The organism is Amycolatopsis sp. CA-128772 (assembly GCF_002904295.1).
Classification (GTDB): domain Bacteria; phylum Actinomycetota; class Actinomycetes; order Mycobacteriales; family Pseudonocardiaceae; genus Amycolatopsis.
Genome location: NZ_PPHG01000097.1, coordinates 208537 through 226682, shown reverse-complemented (window position 1 = coordinate 226682; position 18146 = coordinate 208537). Strand labels below are relative to the sequence as shown.

The 18146-nt window shown below is 71.1% G+C and carries 17 protein-coding genes; 5 read left to right on the top strand and 12 right to left on the bottom strand.

The window, feature by feature from the left end:
- Positions 1 to 75: 75 nt before the first annotated feature.
- The 4 genes from C2L59_RS44825 to C2L59_RS44810 form a co-directional block, all read right to left on the bottom strand.
- The gene (locus C2L59_RS44825) at positions 76 to 2487 is read right to left on the bottom strand and encodes a tetratricopeptide repeat protein (RefSeq protein ID WP_103355660.1); all 2412 of its coding nucleotides are present in this window, start codon (positions 2485 to 2487) and stop codon (positions 76 to 78) included.
- 60 nt (positions 2488 to 2547) lie between these two features.
- Positions 2548 to 3303, bottom strand: coding sequence for a PIG-L deacetylase family protein (locus tag C2L59_RS44820; RefSeq protein ID WP_103355659.1), 756 nt, complete (start codon positions 3301 to 3303; stop codon positions 2548 to 2550).
- 125 nt (positions 3304 to 3428) lie between these two features.
- Positions 3429 to 3914 (bottom strand): hypothetical protein, encoded by a 486-nt coding sequence (locus C2L59_RS44815; protein ID WP_103355658.1) that lies wholly within the window; start codon positions 3912 to 3914, stop codon positions 3429 to 3431.
- A 23-nt stretch (positions 3915 to 3937) separates the two neighbouring features.
- Positions 3938 to 4339 carry a peptidase inhibitor family I36 protein gene (locus C2L59_RS44810; RefSeq protein WP_158263158.1) on the bottom strand — a complete coding sequence of 134 codons (402 nt, stop codon included), beginning with the start codon at positions 4337 to 4339 and terminating at the stop codon, positions 3938 to 3940.
- 148 nt (positions 4340 to 4487) lie between these two features.
- Here C2L59_RS44810 and C2L59_RS44805 point away from each other — a divergent pair, with 148 nt between their 5' ends.
- From C2L59_RS44805 to C2L59_RS44795, 3 genes are read left to right on the top strand one after another with little or no spacing between them, the layout of a single operon-like run.
- Complete coding sequence (locus tag C2L59_RS44805) at positions 4488 to 4913, top strand: helix-turn-helix domain-containing protein (protein WP_103355734.1); 426 nt, start codon at positions 4488 to 4490, stop codon at positions 4911 to 4913.
- Positions 4910 to 5380: a hypothetical protein gene (locus tag C2L59_RS44800; protein WP_103355656.1), complete on the top strand. Its 471-nt coding sequence runs from the start codon at positions 4910 to 4912 to the stop codon at positions 5378 to 5380. The genes C2L59_RS44805 and C2L59_RS44800 overlap by 4 nt, the downstream gene beginning before the upstream one ends.
- A complete protein-coding gene (locus tag C2L59_RS44795) occupies positions 5373 to 6422 on the top strand; it encodes an MAB_1171c family putative transporter (protein ID WP_103355655.1) in 1050 nt (349 codons plus the stop codon). The genes C2L59_RS44800 and C2L59_RS44795 overlap by 8 nt, the downstream gene beginning before the upstream one ends.
- Before the next feature lie 197 nt (positions 6423 to 6619).
- On the opposite strand, the gene C2L59_RS44785 is transcribed toward C2L59_RS44795, so the two are convergent.
- The 8 genes from C2L59_RS44785 to C2L59_RS44750 all read right to left on the bottom strand — a co-directional run bounded on the left by C2L59_RS44785 (position 6620) and on the right by C2L59_RS44750 (position 16377).
- Positions 6620 to 7870, bottom strand: coding sequence for a prolyl oligopeptidase family serine peptidase (locus tag C2L59_RS44785; protein WP_103355654.1), 1251 nt, complete (start codon positions 7868 to 7870; stop codon positions 6620 to 6622).
- 18 nt (positions 7871 to 7888) lie between these two features.
- The gene (locus C2L59_RS44780; RefSeq protein WP_103355653.1) at positions 7889 to 8887 is read right to left on the bottom strand and encodes an SMP-30/gluconolactonase/LRE family protein; all 999 of its coding nucleotides are present in this window, start codon (positions 8885 to 8887) and stop codon (positions 7889 to 7891) included.
- A gap of 26 nt (positions 8888 to 8913) precedes the next feature.
- Entirely contained in the window at positions 8914 to 11004 is a 2091-nt protein-coding gene (locus tag C2L59_RS44775) for a PQQ-dependent sugar dehydrogenase (RefSeq protein ID WP_103355652.1), read from the bottom strand.
- 63 nt (positions 11005 to 11067) lie between these two features.
- A complete protein-coding gene (locus tag C2L59_RS44770; RefSeq protein WP_158263157.1) occupies positions 11068 to 13440 on the bottom strand; it encodes a recombinase family protein in 2373 nt (790 codons plus the stop codon).
- Entirely contained in the window at positions 13385 to 13915 is a 531-nt protein-coding gene (locus C2L59_RS44765) for an XF1762 family protein (protein WP_233224038.1), read from the bottom strand. The genes C2L59_RS44770 and C2L59_RS44765 overlap by 56 nt, the downstream gene beginning before the upstream one ends.
- The gene (locus C2L59_RS44760; RefSeq protein WP_158263156.1) at positions 13912 to 14526 is read right to left on the bottom strand and encodes a recombinase family protein; all 615 of its coding nucleotides are present in this window, start codon (positions 14524 to 14526) and stop codon (positions 13912 to 13914) included. Before C2L59_RS44760 ends, C2L59_RS44765 begins: the two co-directional genes overlap by 4 nt.
- Positions 14523 to 15428: a DNA methylase gene (locus C2L59_RS44755; protein ID WP_103355649.1), complete on the bottom strand. Its 906-nt coding sequence runs from the start codon at positions 15426 to 15428 to the stop codon at positions 14523 to 14525. Before C2L59_RS44755 ends, C2L59_RS44760 begins: the two co-directional genes overlap by 4 nt.
- Complete coding sequence (locus C2L59_RS44750) at positions 15421 to 16377, bottom strand: hypothetical protein (RefSeq protein WP_103355648.1); 957 nt, start codon at positions 16375 to 16377, stop codon at positions 15421 to 15423. The genes C2L59_RS44755 and C2L59_RS44750 overlap by 8 nt, the downstream gene beginning before the upstream one ends.
- 336 nt (positions 16378 to 16713) lie before the next feature.
- Between C2L59_RS44750 and C2L59_RS44745 the strand changes: the two genes are divergently transcribed.
- Entirely contained in the window at positions 16714 to 17691 is a 978-nt protein-coding gene (locus tag C2L59_RS44745) for a hypothetical protein (protein WP_103355647.1), read from the top strand.
- A 134-nt stretch (positions 17692 to 17825) separates the two neighbouring features.
- A complete protein-coding gene (locus C2L59_RS44740; RefSeq protein WP_233224036.1) occupies positions 17826 to 18143 on the top strand; it encodes a pilin in 318 nt (105 codons plus the stop codon).
- Positions 18144 to 18146: the final 3 nt, after the last annotated feature.

Here is an 18146-nt window from a genome sequence, read left to right as displayed (position 1 = left end):
TCCCGGACGAACCCGGACGCGCCCGGCTCGGCCTGGCCCGGCTCGGCCTGGCCCGGCTCGGCCTGGCCCGGCTCGTCAGCCGCCGGCCGGCACCGATCGGCCGATTCCCGCCGTCATCTCCGCCGGTTCCGGCAGGCCCAGCTCGCGGTGGTGGTCACGCGCGGCGAGCCAGTGGTGCCGCGCCCGCTCCCCGTCGCCCAGCCCGGTCAGGGCCCGGGCGAGGCCGGCGTGCGCGCGGGCCGCCGCGTGCAGGCTGCCCAGCTCCTCCGCGATCGCGAGCGCGCACTCGTGCGTCGTCCGGGCGGGGCCGGGGTCGCCGAGTTCCAAGGACGCGTCCGCGAGGCACAGCAACGCTTCCACGTGCAGGTCGCGGTCGCCCGCCCGCTCGGCGATGGCCGTCGCGCGGCGGAAGTGGGCGCAGGCTTCCTCGTGGCTGCCGGACCGCAGGTGCGTGTCGCCGATGTTGAGCAGCGTCCGCCCGGTGTCGCAGAGGTCGCCGGTCTCCTGGTCGATGACGAGCGCCTTCCCGTGGATCTCCAGCGCCTCGGCGTACCAGCCGAGCCGGCCGTAGACGTAGCCGAGGTTGGTCAGCGCGGTGCGTTCGGCGACCCGGTCCCGGAGTTCGCGGGCCAGGGTCAGCGTCTCGCCCAGGAACTCCGCCGAACGCAGGAAGTCGCCGTTCCAGGAGGCGATCGCGCCCAGCGTGCCGAGCACGCGGCACTCGCCGGAGCGGTCTCCGGCGCCGCGGAAGCAAGCCAGCGCCTGTCCGGCGTACCGCGTCGCCACCTCGTAGCGGCCGACCTGGCTGTGCGTGGCCGCGAGGCTGGTCAGGGCGTGCCCGCGGGCGACCGGGTCCGCCGACTCCGCCGCGCTCGTGTGCAGGGCCAGCGCCTCGCGGATGTAGCCGGCGGTCTGCAGGTAGCGGAACACCAGCCGCGACAGCAGCCCCGCGTGCCCCGACGCCACCCCGTGGACGCCGGCGCCGACCAGGTTGGCGCGTTCGGCGTCCAGCCAGGCGGCCGCCGGCTCGCGGCCGGTCAGCGGCGGGATCGGCAGCCCGGGGTCGGGGACGTGCGGGCGGTGGCCACGCGTGCGCGGCGCATAGTGGTCCATCGCGGTCGCGGTGGCGAACACGTAGTAGTCGAGCAGCCGCGACAGCGCCGCCTTCCGGCCGGCCGGGGCGTCCTCGTCCTGGGCCCGCGCCATCCCGAAAGCGCGGACGAGGTCGTGCAGCTCGAACCGGTCCCCCTCGCCGCGCCGCACCAGGCTCGCGGCGACGAGCCGGTCCGCGATCCGGGTCGCCTCCGCCAGCCCGGTCCCGGCCAGCGCGGCGATGCCGTAGGCGTCCAGGTCCGCGCCCGGGTGCAGGGCGAGCAGCCGCAGGGCCCGCCGTTCCGGCTCGCCGAGCTGGTCGTAGGACAGGCTGATCGACGCGTCCACGGCGTTGTCGAGACGCAGGTGCGCGCGCCGCTGCTCGAGCCGCTCCAGGTGGTCGGCCAGCAGCCACGACCGGTGGGCGGGCGCGGTCATCCACAACGCGGCCAGCGTCAGCGCGAGCGGCAGCCGGCCGAGTTCGGCGGTGATCCGCCGGGCCACGCCGGGCGCCTGGTCGACCCGCTCGGCGCCGACGGTCCGCCGCAGGTAGGCCAGGGCTTCGTCCGGGCTCAGCGCGTCCAGCCGCAGGTGCGCGGCGCCGGACAGGCCGGTGAGCGCCATCCGGCTGGTGACGAGGACGGCCCCGCCGAGCAGCGGCCGGACCTGGTCTTCGCCGCGCGCGTTGTCGAGGACGACGAGCAGCCGCCGCCCGGCCGACCGTTCCTGGTACAGCCGCGTCTTGCCGGCCAGGTCGGCGGGCACGGCGTGCCCGGGCACCCCGAGCAACCGCAGGAAGGAGTCGAGCACCGCGGCCGGGTCCACCGGCGGCTGGCCGGGATCGGGGTGGAACCCGCGCAGGTTCACGAAAAGCGCGTTGTCGAACCGCCCGGTGCGCAGCAGCTCGTGCCCGGCCTGCACGGCCAGCCCGGTCTTGCCGACCCCGGCCATGCCGGCGATCGCCGCCACCTGACCGCCGGCGAGCACCGCGGCCAGCCGCGCGAGTTCCGCCCGGCGCCCGGTGAAGTGCGGGACGGCCTCGGGCAGGCCGAGCTGGGCCTGCACGAAGGTCGCCGCCTCGGCGCGGCCGCGCACCACCCGCAGCACGTCCTGCCAGCCGGCGACGTAACCCGGGTCCGGGTGCAGCACCTCGACGACGGCCAGCAGCAGGTCGGTGTTCGGCCGCGCGCGCCCGACCTTGAAGCAGTCGGCCACGGTGGTCCGCGCGGTGCGCTCGGCGGCCGGCCGCCCGGCGGCGGTCCAGAGCCGGTTCACCCGCTCGGCGATCTGCGCGTACGACGGGCCGCCCGCCCACGCCTTGAGCAGCCGCAGCTGCGCGATGAGCTCGGCCAGGCTCCGCGCGTGACCGGGATCGGGTGGTTCGGTGAACGCCATACCGTCATTGTCGGCAGCGGTTCGCGGGAACGGCCACGGTTTTCGCAGAGACCGCCGGCGTCAGGCTTCGGCGTCGAAGTCCGGCGGCGCCTGCAGGTCGTGGGCGCGGAACAGGACGGCGTGCTCGACGCCCATGTGCTTCCCGCTCATCGCGGCGAACTGCGGGATGAAGTCCCCCGGAACGGGGTGGTCGGGGATGGCGGCCAGGTATTCGGCGTGCGCTTCGAGCGAGGCAACACCGCGCCGCAGCGGCTCACCGGTCACGTCGACGCCGTGGGTGGCGTTCGCGAAGCCGGGCTGGAGGTACCAGCGCGGGGAGTGCGGTTCGAGCCCCTCGTCGGTGACCTGTTCGGGGAAGACCCACCGGTTGCCGGCGTCCCGGATGGCGTCGAGCGTGGCCAGCCCGGCCGCCCGGTGATCGGCCTGGTCGAAGCCGAACCCGGTCTCGACGTCGAAGGCGGACCCGTAGACGGCATCGGGCTTGAACCGCCGGATCTCCCGGCAGATGTCCCGGCGGAGGTCGAGACCGTAGACGAGCACCCCGTCGGGGTGTTCGAGAACGGTCAGCCGCTCGACACCGACGACATCGCAGGCGGCCCGCTGCTCGGCCACCCGCAGCCGGGCGGTCTCCTCGGGCGGGTTCGGCATCCCGGCTTCACCCCGGGTGAGCAGGAGGTAGCCGACCTCGATCCCCCGGGACGTCCACCGGGCGACAGCGGCGGACATGCCGTACTCCATGTCGTCCGGGTGCGCGACGACGCAGAGCACGCGGTGGAAGGTTTCCTCGGGAAGGGCAGGCAGTGTCATAGCAGGCATCCTGCCGCATTCCGGGCGTGCCGTCCGTGTCGCAACGTGCTCCCCGAGCGGGCGGCCCCGACCTCACCCCGCCGGGGTGACGGACGCCGCCGGTGGCCTGTTTCACCGACGGCGCCGCCGGCCGGTCAGCGCGCGAATTCGCCGGTCGTACCGATGACCAGGAGCTTGCCCGTGTGGCTGCTGTACATCTCGCCCATCGCGAGGAATGAGTAGTGACCGCTCAGCCCGCTCACCTTGGGGGTCCAGCAGACCCGCTGGTTCGGCATCACCCTCCCGTTCCCGCCGTTGCTGTCGCAGGTGACCGTGCCGGAGGGGGCGCCGTCACGGTGCCGGTACAGCGTCGCCTGCCCCCACTGGCTGACCGTGAGCTTCTCGACGAACCCGACGTACCCCCAGTAGTTGTACGAGTCGTCACGGCAGACCGCGGCCACCCCGACCGACACGTTGTCCACGTACAGGTACGCACCCGCGACGACCTTCCCCACCTCGTTGACGAACTGGCAGGTTCGTCCCGCGGCCGGTGGCTCCGACGCCGACGCCGCCGGAGCGAGCGCCACCACGGCTGCGCACGCGGCCCCGAGCACCGCGGCCTTCTTGAGAACCTTCTTCATCTTTTTGCGTCCCCTCGTAACTGCTAGCTCAGGTCACATGCTTGAAGCGAGCTCACGATGTTGTCGAAGCCGTAGCGTGGCCCGAGCGGGCCCTGCCACTCGACCGAAATGCGCAGCGGATTGCCCACGTAGTGCGCGTCCTTGAAGAGGCACCACAGGCGCGTGGTCCGGTTCCACACGTACGTGATCCGGTCGTTGAACACGTGACCGCTGATGGCTTTCGCCAGGTCGGACGAGCCGGCCTGGAACTTGGCGAAAGGACCGTAGGGGTTGTAAGGAGCGGTCGAGTTGACGTCCTCCCAGACGCAGAAGTAGTCGTCGGGACAGTCGTGCAGATCAGCGGCACTCGCGTACGCCACCGATGGCACGGCCGCAGCCGAAACCGCGAGCACCACGACCATGAGCAGTCGCCTGATACGAGACATGATTTCCCTCCCCCTCGGCACCATTTATCCCAGTTCATGCGGTGCCGTCCTGAAGTAAACTGAAATGTCCAGGCGATGTCAACCAGCGTGAACGAAGCAGCTCGCTCGGATGCCACCACAGTTGATGGCGGCCGATATGATGTCGCGCATGACCGGAGACGAAGGAGTGCTGGCCGCGCGGGTCGACCACCTGTTCCGCACGGTGCGGGCGGACGACGGCGGCGAGTACACCTTCGAGGAGGTCGCCAAGGCGATCCGGGCCAAAGGCGGCCCGACGATCTCGGCCACGTACCTGTGGCAGCTGCGCAAGGGCGTGCGGGACAACCCGACCAAGCGGCACGTCGAGGCGCTGGCCGAATTCTTCGGCGTGCCACCGGCGTACTTCTTCGACGACGCCGAGGCCACCCGGATCAACGCGGAACTGGCACTGCTCAACGCGTTGCGGGACGTTCCGGTGCGCCAGCTCGCCCTGCGCGCCAAGGGGCTGTCGGAGAAGAGCCTGGCCACCATCGCCGACATGGTCGAGCGCGTGCGCGAGCTCGAAGGCCTGCCCCAGGGCGACGGCACGCCGTGAACACCCGCCGCCTGCGAAAGCTGGTGCGCGGCCTGGACGTCCCGGTGCCGTTCGACGTCCGGACCTTCGCCGGGCGCATCGCCGCGCACCGCGGGCGGCCGATCCACCTGATGCCCGTCACGGGACTCACCGGTGTGTGCGGCCTGTGGATCGCCACGGACGCCGCGGACATCATCTTCCACGAACAGGGCACCCCGCCGGCCCACCAGGAGCACATCCTCCTGCACGAGCTGAGCCACCTGCTGTGCGACCACTACCCGGTGTCGATGGACCTGGCCGCGCAGGCGCAGGAGCTGCTGCCCAGCCTCGACCCCGCCCTGGTGCGACGGGTACTCGGCCGCACCGGGTACTCCACGGACGAGGAACGGGAAGCGGAGATGCTGGCCACGCTGATCCGCCAGCGCGTGCACACCGGGACGACGCTGAGCGACCGGCTCCGCAACGCCTTCGACGGTTTCCATGGGTGAAGTGCTGCTCCGCTACACGTCGCCGGGCGCCGCGTGGCTGCTGGTGCTCAGCTGGCGCAACCAGGACGACGCGATCCGGCGGGCGCTGCTGGGGCTCGCGGTGTCGCTGACCGCGCTGACCCCGGCCGTGCAGACGGCGATGGCGGGGCTGACCCCGGGCAACAACCTCGCGCGGCTGCTCGGGCACGCGGGCATGGTGCTCGTGGCGTGGTCGGCGCACGACTTCCTGGCGCACCTCAACGGTTTGCGCCGCAGCCGCTGGAGCAAGTGGTGGACGGCCGGCATGTTCGCGTCGATGTGCGTGCTGTTCGAGCTGACGCCGAGCCTGCTGCCCCAGGCCCCGTGGGTGTTCGAGTACTGGGTGGCCTACCTGCTCACGCTCACGCCCGCGTTCGCGAACGTGATCCGCCTCGGGCTGCGGTTCGCGCGCAGCACCTCGGACCGGGCGGTGCGCGCGGGCCTGCACATGATCGTCAGCGGCACGGCATTGGCGTTGGTGTACCTGGTGAACCGGGTCGTCCGCGTCGGGGCCAGCCGGTTCGGCTACCGGTACCCGCTGGGGTTCGTGTTCTGGGTGAGCGCGGTGCTGCCCAATGTGGCTCACGCCCTCGTGCTGCTCGGGGCCGCCACGCCCGCCGCGGCCGGCTGGTGGCGCCGGTACCGCCAGTACACCCGCCTGCGCCCGCTCTGGGAGCTCCTGTCGGCCGGCGATCCGTCGATCGCGCTGAACCCGCGGGTGGGCTGGTGGAACATGCGGTTGCGGGTGTACCGGCGGGTGATCGAGATCCGGGACGGCGTCCTCGACCTGCAACCACACCGGGACGCCGACGTCGCCACGGCGGCTCGGGAGCGGTCGGCCCGCCCGGCGGAGCTCGAAGCCGCGGTGATCGTCGCGGCGATCGAGGCCCGCGCGAGGGGTGTCGAGCCGGCGAGGACGGAACCCGTCTCCGGCGGACCGGACCTGGACAGCGACACCGCGTTCCTGTGTGACGTGGCGGACGAACTGTCGCTTTTGGACGATCGGCGCGTCCGGCAGCCGTAGTGAGCCATGTCGACCTCGGCCTGCGCTTCGGCGGCGAGCCCCACGACCACGCCGGCGAGCTCGGTGTTCACCGCGGCGACGGCCTCACCGAACGGCGGCCCGCCCGAGCAAGCCGTCCTCGAGGAGGGCGTCGACCTCGACGGCCGGGTTGCCCCGGCTGTCGAGCACCTCACGGCCACGAACACAGGCGATTGCCGTCATTTCGGCTCCCTCGAAGCTCGTCCCCGGCGCGCCATCCACGGCCAGACGTGGGTGCCGCCGCTACTGGGGTCGTTGCGGGCCACGTAGATCCACGACCAGTGGCCCGGGAACCGGTGGCCGTTCCAGACCACCTCGTCGTACAGCGTCAACCTCGACCGGGGGATGAGCTCGTGCGCGTGGACGGTGTTCGCCTCCGGGTCGACCGTGTCGTCGTCCCGGGAGGTGACCAGCCACGTCGGGGTGCTGATCGCGGCCAGCTCGGCGTCCGGGAGCAACGGCGGGCCGCCGGGTTCCCGGGCGGCGACCACCCCGCAGATCGGGACCGAGGCGGCGAACGTCTCCGGGTAGACCGTCGTCATCTTCAGGCTCATGTAGCCACCGTTGCTGCAGCCGGCGACGAGCACGCGGCCGGCGTCGGCGGGGCGCGTGCGGAGCACCTCGCGGATGATCTCGTGGATGAGCGGGGCGAAGCGGGGACCGTCGTCCATCCAGGCGGACGTGCTCTGCGGGACGACCACGTACGCGCCGCCGAAGATGGACTGTGCTTCCCGGGTGGCGAAACCCAGCGCGCCCCGGTTGGCGCGCAGCGTCGTCTCGTTGTCGTAGTAGCCGTCGGGGAGGGAGGCGCCCTCGCCGCCGCCGTGCAGCCAGACGATCAGGGGGCGCTCGCCGTGGTGCGACGCCGGGGAGTACAGCCGGTACTTCATCCCCGAACGTGAGGTGTGGTACGTGAAAGCGTCGGCTTCCGGATTGCGCAACCCGCCCTGCGTGAACGACGGGAAGGTGACCGGCCGCCCGTGCCGCAGGCGGACGGGCGCGTTCTGCGTAATGGTGTAGACCAGGTCGAGCCGGACGTTGCGGCCCCGGCCCTCGAGGTAGCCGAGGGTGCTGCCGCCGGGCTGCCCTTCGGCGTGGCTCAGCTCGAGCACGACGTCGCCGCGGTGGTCGAGCCGCGCGGCGGTGACGGGCCGGTCGAGGTCGTAGCCGATGTCCTGGCCGCCGGTGCCGATCGGGCTCGTGGCCTTCGCGTGCACGCTGAACATGCCGGGGGTCAGGCTCGCGGGGTCGACCGGCCCGGTCCGGAGGGTGACGGCGGTGACCTGCTCGCCGCCGTCGAGCGTCTCGGCGTCGAGGGTGAACCGCACGCTGCCGCTCTGCCCGGCGCGGGCGACGCCGGGCACGGCGAGGCCGGCGGTGACGGCCGCGCCGGCGGCGAGCGCGGTGCGCCGGCTGAACGCTTGCCCCATGCGAACTCCTTCGTCCGTCTAATAAGGATTGCCGGGCAGGGCGAGGCGCGTCTGGTAGAGGCCGTACCCGCCACCGGCGACGCTGGAGGTGATGTACAGGGTCCGGCCGTCCGGCCCGCCGAACGCCGCGTTGGTGCTGGTGCGGCCGGCGGAGATGGTGCCGAGCCGGGCCCCCGAGGGGGAGAAGACGTGAACGAGGCCTTCGCCGTTGGAAACCCAGTACACGTTGCCCGCGCAGTCGACGGTCGCGCCGTCCGGGGTCCGGATGTTCGCGAACACCGCGCGATCGCTGGTGGAGCCGTCGGGGTGGACGCGGTACTTCATGATCACGTCGGCGCCGGTCGCTCCCACGTAGAGCGTCGTGCCGTCCGGGGACAGGACGACGCCGTTCGGTTGCGGCAGCGTGTCGTCGACGAGGCTCACCACGCCGTCGCGCACCCGGAAGACGCTGGTCCGGCCGCCCTGCTCGTCGGCGCGGTTGCCCCGCTGGTAGCTGGGATCGGAGAAGTACGTGGTGCCGTCCTGGCCGGTGGTCAGGTCGTTCGGCGAGTTGAACGCGTGCCCGAGGTAGCCGGCGGCCACGGTCGTGCGGCTGCGGTCGCTCAGGCGGTAGGCCGAGACTGTGCGGTTGTCGTGGGTGGCGGCGAGCACCTGCGTGCCGTCGGCGGTGATCGCCAGGCCGTTGCTCCCGGCGTCGGCGATGAACGTCTCGAAGGTGGCCGGCGGGGTGTACCGGAGCATCGCCGACGGCTGCACGCCCTGGGGACCCGTGGGGCTCCGCATGTCCGACACCAGCAGGGTGCCGGTCCGCCGGTCCCAGGTGGGGCCTTCGAGGAAGGTGAACCCGCCCCGGATGAGCTGGGCCGCCACCGCCGGGCTCGGCAACGGCGAACCGGTGGCCGGGCACGAGGGGTCCGGGGTGGCACCGGACGCCGCGGGTGCCACCGCACCCGCGAGCACGAGCGCCGCCGCCGTCACCGTCCACTTGCGACGGTGGGGCCGGGTCCTGTGAGCCATGCCGGGTCTCCTTCCGGGTGCCGGGTTCAGCGGCCGAGCTCGACCTTGAGGATGCTTTCGTTGCTGTTGTCCGGGACGCTGTCCTTGTCGCCGTAGTTGCTGGTGGTCAGCCACAGGCCGCCGTCGGCGGACGGTTCCACGGTGCGCAGCCGCCCGTAGCTGCCGTTGAGGTACTGCTGGACGTCGGTCAGGCTGTCGCCGGAGATTTCGGCCCGGTAGAGCCGGGTTCCGCGTTCGCAGGCGATGTAGAGGCCGGTGCGGACCACGGCGATGCCGCTGCACGACCCCTCGGCGACGGGGTAGGTGTGCTTGGGCGCGACGAAGCCGGAGTTGCCGCAGCTGCCCGTGGTGCCTTCGCAGGCGGGCCAGCCGTAGTTGCCGCCGCGGACGATCAGGTTGGTCTCGTCCATGACGGAGTTGCCGAACTCCTGTTCCCAGAGCCGGCCCTGGGCGTCGAAGGCCAGGCCCTGCGGGTTGCGGTGGCCGTAGCTCCACACCGGCGTGCCGAAGGGGTTGTCCGAGGGGACGCTGCCGTCGCGGTTGATGCGCAGCACCTTGCCGGCGAGGCTGGTGAGGTCCTGGGCCCAGGCGCTGTTCTGGCCGTCGCCGGTGGAGAGGTAGAGCTTGCCGTCGGGCCCGAAGCGCAGCCGGCCGCCGTTGTGGTACTTGTTGCGCGGGATGCCGGTCAGCAGCACCTGCGGGGTGCCGCTGAGCACGCCGCCGGTGTAGCGGACGCGGACCACCCGGTTGTCGGTCGCGGTGGTGTGCATGACGTACAGCCACGGATCGGCCGCGAAGTCGGCGGCCACGGCGATGCCGAGGACACCACCCTCGCCGTCGGTGCCGGCCGCGTCCGGAATCCGCCCGGCGACGGTCTTCTGGCCGGTGGCGGGGTCGAGGCGGACGATCTCGAAGAGGTCGCGGCGGCTGTAGAGCACCTGCCCGTCGGGCAGGGTCGTCAGCCCCCAGGGCAGGTCGGTTTCGGTGGTGACCCGGGTGACCGAGCACAACGCCGTGGCGCAGGAGGCCCCGGTGGTGACCGCGATCGAGGTGCTCAGGGCGGACCGGTTGCCCTGGGCGTCGCGTGCCCGCACCTGGTACTGGTAGCGGGTGTTCGCCGTCAGGGCGCTGTCGGTGAAGGACGTCGAGTCCGCGCCGGCGGTCGAGCCGGCGGCGATGCCGTCGCGGAGGATCTCGTAGCCGGTGACGCCGACGTTGTCGGTGGCCGCCGTCCAGCTCACGGTGACGGTGGTGCCCGACGCGGTCGCCGTCACGCCGGTGGGGGTGGTGGGCGGCTCGGTGTCGGCCTGGCACTGCGGCACGCTGATGGGGACGGTGGTGCTGGCCTGGGAGACATTGCCCGCGGCGTCGCGCGCGTTGACGTACAGGCCCCAGCTGGCCCCCGGCACGACGGTCAACCGGGCCGACAGGGCCGTGCCCGGCACCGACGTCATGAGCTGCCCGTCGTGGTAGACGTCGTAGAAGGTCACCCCGACGTCGTCGGACGACGCCGACCACGAGAAGTCGACCCCGGAGCACGTCAGGTTGGCGGCGCGGGGGTCGGCCGGCGCGGTCGGGGGTGTCGTGTCGGCGGCGAGCTTGACCAGCTGCCACCGCTGGTTGGCGCGGCCGGTGTCGGGCAGCTGGACGATCCGCGCGCCGTCGGCGGTGGACGAGTAGAGCACGTCCACGGCCTTGCCGCTGGCCTGGTTGAGCAGCCGCACGTCACCGCCGGCGGAGTCGGCCAGGCGGAACTGCTGCCCGCCGCGCCCGGCGTCGGCGCTCTGCACCAGGCCGGCCCGGTCGGCGGTAGAGGGGAAACTCAGCACCAGGGCGCTGTGCTTGGATTTGATGCGGTAGCTGCCGCCGCCGGAGTCGACGAACTGCCACTGCTGCGGGCCGCGGTCGTCACGGGTGCGCTGGGTGATCCGGGCGCCGTCGGAGGTGGCCCCGCCGGAAACCTCGAGCGCCTTGCCGCTGTTGCGGTTGACGAGCACGTAGGAGGCCTGGGTGTCAACGGTGGCAGCCGACGCGGCGGGCGAAGGAAGCACGGCTCCCAGGCCCACCAGCACGACGATGCCGGCGATCCGGGTCGGGTTCTTCGCGCGTAGAGCCATGCGTCGCCTCCTTGCGAGCAGGGCGCTCACGCCGGGGTCCCGAGAACTGGGAGCGCTCCCAGGTCACCGTAGCGTAAATCGTTTGCCGCGGACAACACCGGTGAGCGGGTATCCAACCAGGCCAGGTGGGCGGCTGCCGTCGCCGGCGTGGGTGCGCTGGTGCCCGGTGACGTCGATGAGCCGCCGTTTGCACCGCCAGGACCCGCCAGACGAACCCGAGCGACTCCAGCTCGTCGATGTTCTGTTTGTGCCGGCCCGAAAGTTTCGAGAGATCGGTCGCCCGCACCCCGCCGGGGTCGAAGTGTTCAGGCTGTTCGGAAGATGATCGTTTGCGTGGTGCCCCCGACGGGATGCCACGCAAACCATCATCGAAGAAGACGTGCTTGAGCTGGCCATCAGCTGGCCCTCCTTCGACGTGGCGGAACTGTCTGCGATCTCGACCGGCAGCGGGACGACATTCGAGCGGTTGAGCACCTGCGACACCGCGGCCAGGCTCTCGCCCACGAGGGTGACCCGGCACGTCGCCTTCTGGGTCGCGTGGTCGTAGCGGATCTCGAGGCGAAGAGCCTCGAACAGCTGACGGGACAGCTCGTCGGGCAGGCCTTCCAGCCGAACGGAGCCGAGCGGTAGCTCGTGCAGCAGTTCGGTGTTCGGCGCCTGGCGAGCCGTCTCCTCGGCCTCTTCGAGCTGGGCTTCGAGGCTCGCCTTCTCGACCTTGAGCTCGGTGCGCCGCTCGTTGATGTCCCGCACCATCTCCTTGTTGACGTCGTCAGCGACCTCCAGGGTCCGGAGCAGGTTCTTGCTCTTCGTCGCGTTCTCGGCGAGCGCGCGCTCCAGCGCACGGATGCGGTCGACGCGGTCTCGGCGGCCGGCGTGGTCGAGATCCTTTAGGTTCCGGTCCAGGAGGTCCTGCCGGTACGCCCCGAAGAGTCGCGAGTCCAGGAAGGATTCGAGCGCTTCGAGCAGCGAGTCCTCTCGGACACGGCAGATCGTCGGGTGCCCCTCCGGCCGCCACGCGCGCTTGGGCGCGCAGGCGTAGTAGCGAAGCGCCGTCGGCTTGTTGCCGCACATCCGGCGGCCGCACAGCTCGCAGTACACGAAGCTGCGGAGCGGATACACCACCTTGGCCTGAGGATCCCGGCTCTTGCCTGGCGAAGTCCGCGAGCGCTCGCGCTGCGGCGCGACCTGCTGCGCCAGGACGAACGTGTCCAGGTCGACAAGTGCCTCATGCGCCGGTTTCGGCGACCACACCCACTCGGTCGGCGGGTTCAGCTTGTTCTTGCCGTTCCCCTTCCGAGCCCGCCGGTTCCAGACCATGTGCCCGGTGTGCTTCGGATTGGTGAGCACCTCGCGCACGCTGGAGTACGTCCAGACCCCGACGGCGCGGGTCGGGTCGACCGGCACCGGCGGTGGGTTCGTCGTCAGGTCCTTGTTGAGCCGGTCGGCGATCGCCTGGTACCCGAGACGCTCCGACACGCGCCACTCGTACACCTTGCGGACGACGGCGCCCTCGACCTCGTGCACCTTCAGCTTGGTCTTTTTCATCCCCTTGGCGCGCTTGGCCGGCACCGGGTGCTTGATGTGGTCGGCGCGGTAGCCGTAGCAAGGCTTGCCGACGTTGTAGCCCTGATCGGTGTGCGTTTCGAACCCGTCCCAGCTCTTCTCGAGCATTTCGGTGACGTACCACTCTGCGACGCCTTGCTTGACGCGCCGGGTCAGGATCTGGGTCGCGGTCTTCGTCCTCTTCCCCGGCTCGCTGATCCGCACGCCTTCGTCGACCGCGAACAACGGGACGCCAAGTTGTTCGAGCTGGTGCTCGATCCGGGTGCCGATGTACGTCCGCCGTGTGATCCGCGAAATGTCCTCGCAGATGACGACGTCGAACCGGCGTCCCGGACGCGCGGCCTCGTCGAGGAGTTCCTGGATGCCGCCGTCACGCGGGATGTCGATGTCGAACATCTCGTGCGCGCGGCTCCCGCTGCGCACGTCGGCTTCCTTCCGCCCGGACTCGATGTCGTAGAAGTGGGCGGTGATGGTGGCGTTCTCCGGCAGCGCCGAGGCGCAGTTGCGGTACTGGCGGGGGACCGAAAGCGTCGGGTCCTGCTGGTCGTACGTCGACGTCCGGCCAAGAAAGGCAACTCGGATGATCGCGGGTTCAAGCTGCACAGCGACCGGCGACTGCCCGATGAACGCGCTGACGCGGTCTACGCGGCGCGGTCCGGCCCATGCTCGGATTGCCTCTGGGCCGTGAGCCATGCCAGTACCTCCTGTATTGCGCGTGCCTGCGCTCTCGCGAGACGCGCACCCTCGGCGCCGGTCACGACGCGAAGCTCGAAATCGACCTGAGTTCCGTCGGCGGCGACGAACGATTCGTCGCCGGTCATCGATCTTCGCCAGCTGTACCAGCTGAAACAGCTGTCCGACAAGACGATTCACCGGGTACAGGAACGAACGCCGCCGGCTTCGCGCAGACTTCCCAGCGAGTTCGCCGGACGCCATCGACGCCGTGCGAGTTCCGTGGCCGGGACGCGGTTGTCCACCCCGATCGCGGCCGAAGTTCCGCGACGGGCTGCAGGCCGGCCGCGCGGAGGCTGGCACCGCTCTCGCCTTCCTGCGTGTAGGTGATCAGACGGCGGTAGCCCATCGCTCGCGCCGCTCGCCAAGCGGCGCCGTACAGCTTGGAGTTCGCGTTCGGCTCGCCGACGGTGCAGGTCCGCGTGACTTCGATCGTGACGCCGTCGTCGAGGTGGCGCGCGACGGGACGCCCCGCCGTGGCGACGCCGACCAGTCCGTCATCGCTCATCACGCCGATTGCGAACTTCATCCCGCGGGGCGGCCGGTGGTGGCGGTGGTGAGCTTCGATGAACTGGCACGCTCCGCGGAAGGTGACGGGCACGATCGTCAGGCTCACAGCCCCGCCCCCGCCCGCAGCTGGGCGAGCTCGAAACGTCGCTCGTCGATCAACGGCTCATGCGCGTTCGGCGCCGAGGTCACCCACTGCTCGGCAGGAGCAGCACGACCGGCCGCGGTGCGAGCCCAGACCTGGCGCCCCGTGTACTTGACGTTGGTGACGATCCGCTGGACAGCTTTCGCCGTCCACCGCCCGCTCGGCGCCGGGTACTGGCGAAGGTCGGCGTTCAAGCGTGCCGCTATGGCGGCGAACGTCAAGCCGTCGTCGGCTCGCCACACGAAGATCTGCTTTACGACCGCGGCGGTCTGCCAGTCAGGGACCAGGACCGCCCGCAGCTTGCTGCGCCCGCTGGGGTCGGTGACGCGGATGCGCAGCGCGCGGTAGCCGTAGGGCGGAGGCCCGATCTGGTAGCCAGCGCGGACGATTTCGATCATCGCATCGCGTGCGCGGCGGGTTGTTTCGGCGTGGTGCAAGGCGAGCGCTTCCCGGCCCTCCTCGGCGATGCAAGATCGTTTTGTCCACGGGTTTGCCCACAGCCGAGACCAGCGCTGTGGACGGGTCTCGGCCACCGATGCGCCAGTGCGTTCACCGACGGAACGGCGAGTCGTCATGCGGCTCGCCCCCATCCAGCGCGGACGGCGCCAGCAGCGTCCAGCCGAGGCCGCCGCGGAACGCCGCTTGCCGCCGCGGCGGCAAGCTCGACGTCGTGGGCGAGTCCGAAGACGAGCACCTCGTGGTGCGCCGGGAGTGCGGTCGGCACACCGACGGTACGAGCTCGCGCAGCAGCCCGACGGGCAGGGAGCGAGGCGCGGGTGACCAGCTGGCTGCCGCGCAGTCCGGCGGTCAGGGCAACGCACCGCTCGACCAGCGCCAGCCCGGCCGTGGTCGCGGCGGCGATGAGCGGGGTAGCCAGGTCCGCCAACGTGCTGTCCGGACGCCGGCGCGGTCTTGCAACGATGACGAAGTGGCCGCCTGAGCGCAGCAGCGATTCGCCGTAGAGCATCGTCGCGGCGGCGTCAGCGAGCGCGGACTCGACCGGGTCGCGGTCTGGACCGTTCGTAGGCTCCGGCTCCATTCGCAGGGCGGTCAGCACGAGTCCGACTCTCCCGATCAAGCCAGCGGCTCGGGCGGTCGCGAGGACCTTCGGACGGGCATCGAAGACCGAGCCGTCGCGCCACGCGCCCGCGGTCTTGGCGGCGGTGACGTTGGCGCGGGCCAGGGACCACCACCGGGTGCGGCCGGTCAAGCCGAGCGCGTCCCGGCCGGCGCTCAGCGCTGCGGTCAGTACGGTCCCCGCACCGCAATCAGGATCGAGAACGAGGTCGCCGAGCCGGCTGTAGACGGCGATCGCGTGCGCGGCGACGGCAGGAGGAATCCGCTCGTCGTCGATCTGGGTGCCAGGCACACACCCGGCGTCGCGCAGCTGCTCAAGCGGGCTCCGCTGCCCGGTTGGCCAGACCGAAAGAGGCAGCCCGTCGACCGACGACCCAAGTGATTTCAGCTGGTCATTCATCGGAGGTCTTCTCCCCTGCCACGGCGGCCTTGGAGACCGGCTTGCGGGCGAAGATCAAGAGGTCGTCGTGCACGCGGGCGTGCCGCGCAGGCGGCATAGCGGGCGGCGCGGCCGGTGCCGCGGCAGCGAGCGCCCCGTTACGAACCGGCGCGCGCAGCAAGGCGATGCGATCGAGATAGAGCAGGCCGGCGCCGTGCGCGGCGCGCACGAGCGAACTTGCGGGGTCGATGAGCCGACCCTCCACTCGATCACCATGCGTGATCACGGCGAGTATGCCGGTCGGGTGGAGCGCATCGGCCCAATCGGCCGGTCGGAACCAGTCGCCGGGCCGCGGTCCGGACGCGGTGATGATGAGGTCGTAGCGGTCCGGACCGGCCCCGGTCGCGGTCGTGTCCGGTCCGGACCGATCGCGCGCAGGCGGCGCAACGACCCCGACGCCGATCGGACCGCCCGAGCCGGGTCGGAGTCCGGACCCGGACTTGGCCAACGCCTCGCCGTGGTGTTCGCTGATCGGGTCCTGGGGCGCGACGGCGGTCTGGGTTTGGACACGACGACCGAGTCGGACCACCGTCCAGCTGGCTTCGTGCAGCCCGCCGTACGGACCGGGCCGGGACCGGTGTCGATCGCCGATCGGCGAGGACGAAGTGGACGGCCCGAGGTAGGGCGCAGGCGCGAGCAGGAGCACCCGCTGGCCCGGCTGCGTGTAGGCGGTGACGATCTTCACGACCGCAGTCAGCAACCAGCTCGCGAGCAGCCCGGTGCCTCCGAGGAGCTCGTCTTGCGCACACCGCCAGACGGTGCTCGGCCGGACCGTTCGCGAACGGCGCACGGTGCGCAGACGCCGCGCTCGCCGACGCTGCGGAAGCAGGATCGGCACGGTCGGCGGGTCGGCGGGAGCGTGCTGCGGCGAGCCATCCTCTGGACGTTCGTTGTCGTATGCCGGGGTCATCGTGGATCTCCTCCGACGGAAGGGTGCTGCGTGTTCTGACACCCCTTAACTCCGGCTGAAGGTCCGATTTTGGACACAATTCAAAGAAATTGCCGGGCACCTCAACGAGGACACCGCGCCGCCTACTAGAGAACTACTACAAACACAGGTCAGTCATCATTTTCAACTTCAACTAGTCGATCTTCAGTTCGGACGACCGCCGGGCCGAATAGTAGACCTCTAGCAGCGCAAAGCCAGCTACTAGTAGACATCAAGCAATAGCGCGGTATTTCCGTGGTACCGGTCGTGGATTCATGGCGTCGTTGTTGTTCACATCGACGCCGCGGGAGTCACGACATGGCACCTCAATCCACTTTTCGTCGCCGTCACGACGAGGCCACCCCGAACTCTCTGGACATCGCCCGGAACACGTTCACCTGGCTGGTGACGGGACCGCATCCGGTGTCGCTGAACGGCCGGCTCTTCGCCGGCCTCCCGGACCGGCACGTCCCGCTCGACGAGGTCCGCGACCGCCTGCTGGCGCGCAAGTGCCCGCAAGCGACGCGCGACGCGGTGTGGGCGCATCTGGTGCTGCGCTCGCGAACCGAAGGAGCGACCTGGACGGTCGCCGCCGTGGGTGTGGCGCTGCCCGCACTGACGTCGGCAGCGGCCACCTTGTCCCATCGGTTCGCCGGCGATCCGGCCGACGTTCACGCGGAGGTGCTGCGCGGCTTCCTGACCGCGTTGTCGACGATCGACCTCCGGCCGCCGCGGATCATGCTGCGGCTGCGGTGGGCCGCCTACCGGGCCGGCTACGACGCGCTGACCGAAGCGTTGGCGGGTCCGACTCCGGTCGCACCGGGCTTCCGATCCACCCCGCCGCACGCGCCGTGGGGACACCCGGATCTCGTCCTCGCTCGCGCCGTCGCGGACGTAGTCCTGACCCAGACCGAGGCCGCGCTCATCGGCGCGACCCGGCTGGAAAACATGCCGGTGACGGACTGGGCCGCGCAGCACCAAACCGGTGAGTGGGCCGCCTATAAGACGCGCAAACGCGCCGAACGCCGGCTTGCCGAATACCTGCGCGAGGGCGCGGCCACGGCCGATCCGGCCGACCCGCTGATCGACCAGGTGGCCGCCGCGGTGGCCCTGGCACGCCCCGTCACACCCGCTCACGAAACGCCACAGTTGTCACCTTCCGTGTCCGACACCAACGGCGAGTCGGAGCGGAAAGTTCGGCGCCGCGTGTCCAAAACGGACGCGGATTCCGGAGTTCAGGGCTGCGGGACGAACCCGCGCTCAGCCCGAACTTCGGAGGTGCCCCAATGCGCGTGATCGATGCCGAGAGCGGGCCGCGTAGCGCTCGTCTCGACGGCGGCCTCCAGCCGCCGGACCGGACCATGGAAACGAGCTCGACGCTCTCGAATGCTCCGACCATTAGGCCAGGACGCCGCCGACGGTGGTCGCACGTGGTGCTGGTGGTCGAGCTGTCGGCCATCGCGTTGCTGGCCTCGGCGTCGGCGGGACACGCCGACACGATGGTCGTCGCCCTCGCCGGGTCGGTCACCGACGTCCTGAACAACGTCCGCAACTGGATCATGGGCATCCTGGCCGGCCTCGCCACGGTGTTTCTGTCCATCGGCGGCGTCCGCTACGTGATGGGCGGCGGCGACCCCGGCGAGGTCGAGAAGGCCAAGACGGCTTTCAAGTCCGCGGGGTGGGGCTACGGCTTGGCGGCGCTCGCGCCGCTGGTCGTGGAGATCCTCAAAGGGATCGTGGGGGCCTGACCG

Bases quoted from the DNA above. Each gene is read 5' to 3' on its own strand.
- C2L59_RS44775 (WP_103355652.1), bottom strand. From the start codon at position 11,004: ATGGCTCTACGCGCGAAGAACCCGACCCGGATCGCCGGCATCGTCGTG.
- C2L59_RS44805 (WP_103355734.1), top strand. From the start codon at position 4,488: ATGACCGGAGACGAAGGAGTGCTGGCCGCGCGGGTCGACCACCTGTTC.
- C2L59_RS44810 (WP_158263158.1), bottom strand. From the start codon at position 4,339: ATGTCTCGTATCAGGCGACTGCTCATGGTCGTGGTGCTCGCGGTTTCG.
- C2L59_RS44795 (WP_103355655.1), top strand. From the start codon at position 5,373: ATGGGTGAAGTGCTGCTCCGCTACACGTCGCCGGGCGCCGCGTGGCTG.
- C2L59_RS44755 (WP_103355649.1), bottom strand. From the start codon at position 15,428: ATGAATGACCAGCTGAAATCACTTGGGTCGTCGGTCGACGGGCTGCCT.
- C2L59_RS44750 (WP_103355648.1), bottom strand. From the start codon at position 16,377: ATGACCCCGGCATACGACAACGAACGTCCAGAGGATGGCTCGCCGCAG.
- C2L59_RS44745 (WP_103355647.1), top strand. From the start codon at position 16,714: ATGGCACCTCAATCCACTTTTCGTCGCCGTCACGACGAGGCCACCCCG.
- C2L59_RS44820 (WP_103355659.1), bottom strand. From the start codon at position 3,303: ATGCCTGCTATGACACTGCCTGCCCTTCCCGAGGAAACCTTCCACCGC.
- C2L59_RS44780 (WP_103355653.1), bottom strand. From the start codon at position 8,887: ATGGCTCACAGGACCCGGCCCCACCGTCGCAAGTGGACGGTGACGGCG.
- C2L59_RS44760 (WP_158263156.1), bottom strand. From the start codon at position 14,526: ATGACGACTCGCCGTTCCGTCGGTGAACGCACTGGCGCATCGGTGGCC.
- C2L59_RS44785 (WP_103355654.1), bottom strand. From the start codon at position 7,870: ATGGGGCAAGCGTTCAGCCGGCGCACCGCGCTCGCCGCCGGCGCGGCC.
- C2L59_RS44825 (WP_103355660.1), bottom strand. From the start codon at position 2,487: ATGGCGTTCACCGAACCACCCGATCCCGGTCACGCGCGGAGCCTGGCC.
- C2L59_RS44815 (WP_103355658.1), bottom strand. From the start codon at position 3,914: ATGAAGAAGGTTCTCAAGAAGGCCGCGGTGCTCGGGGCCGCGTGCGCA.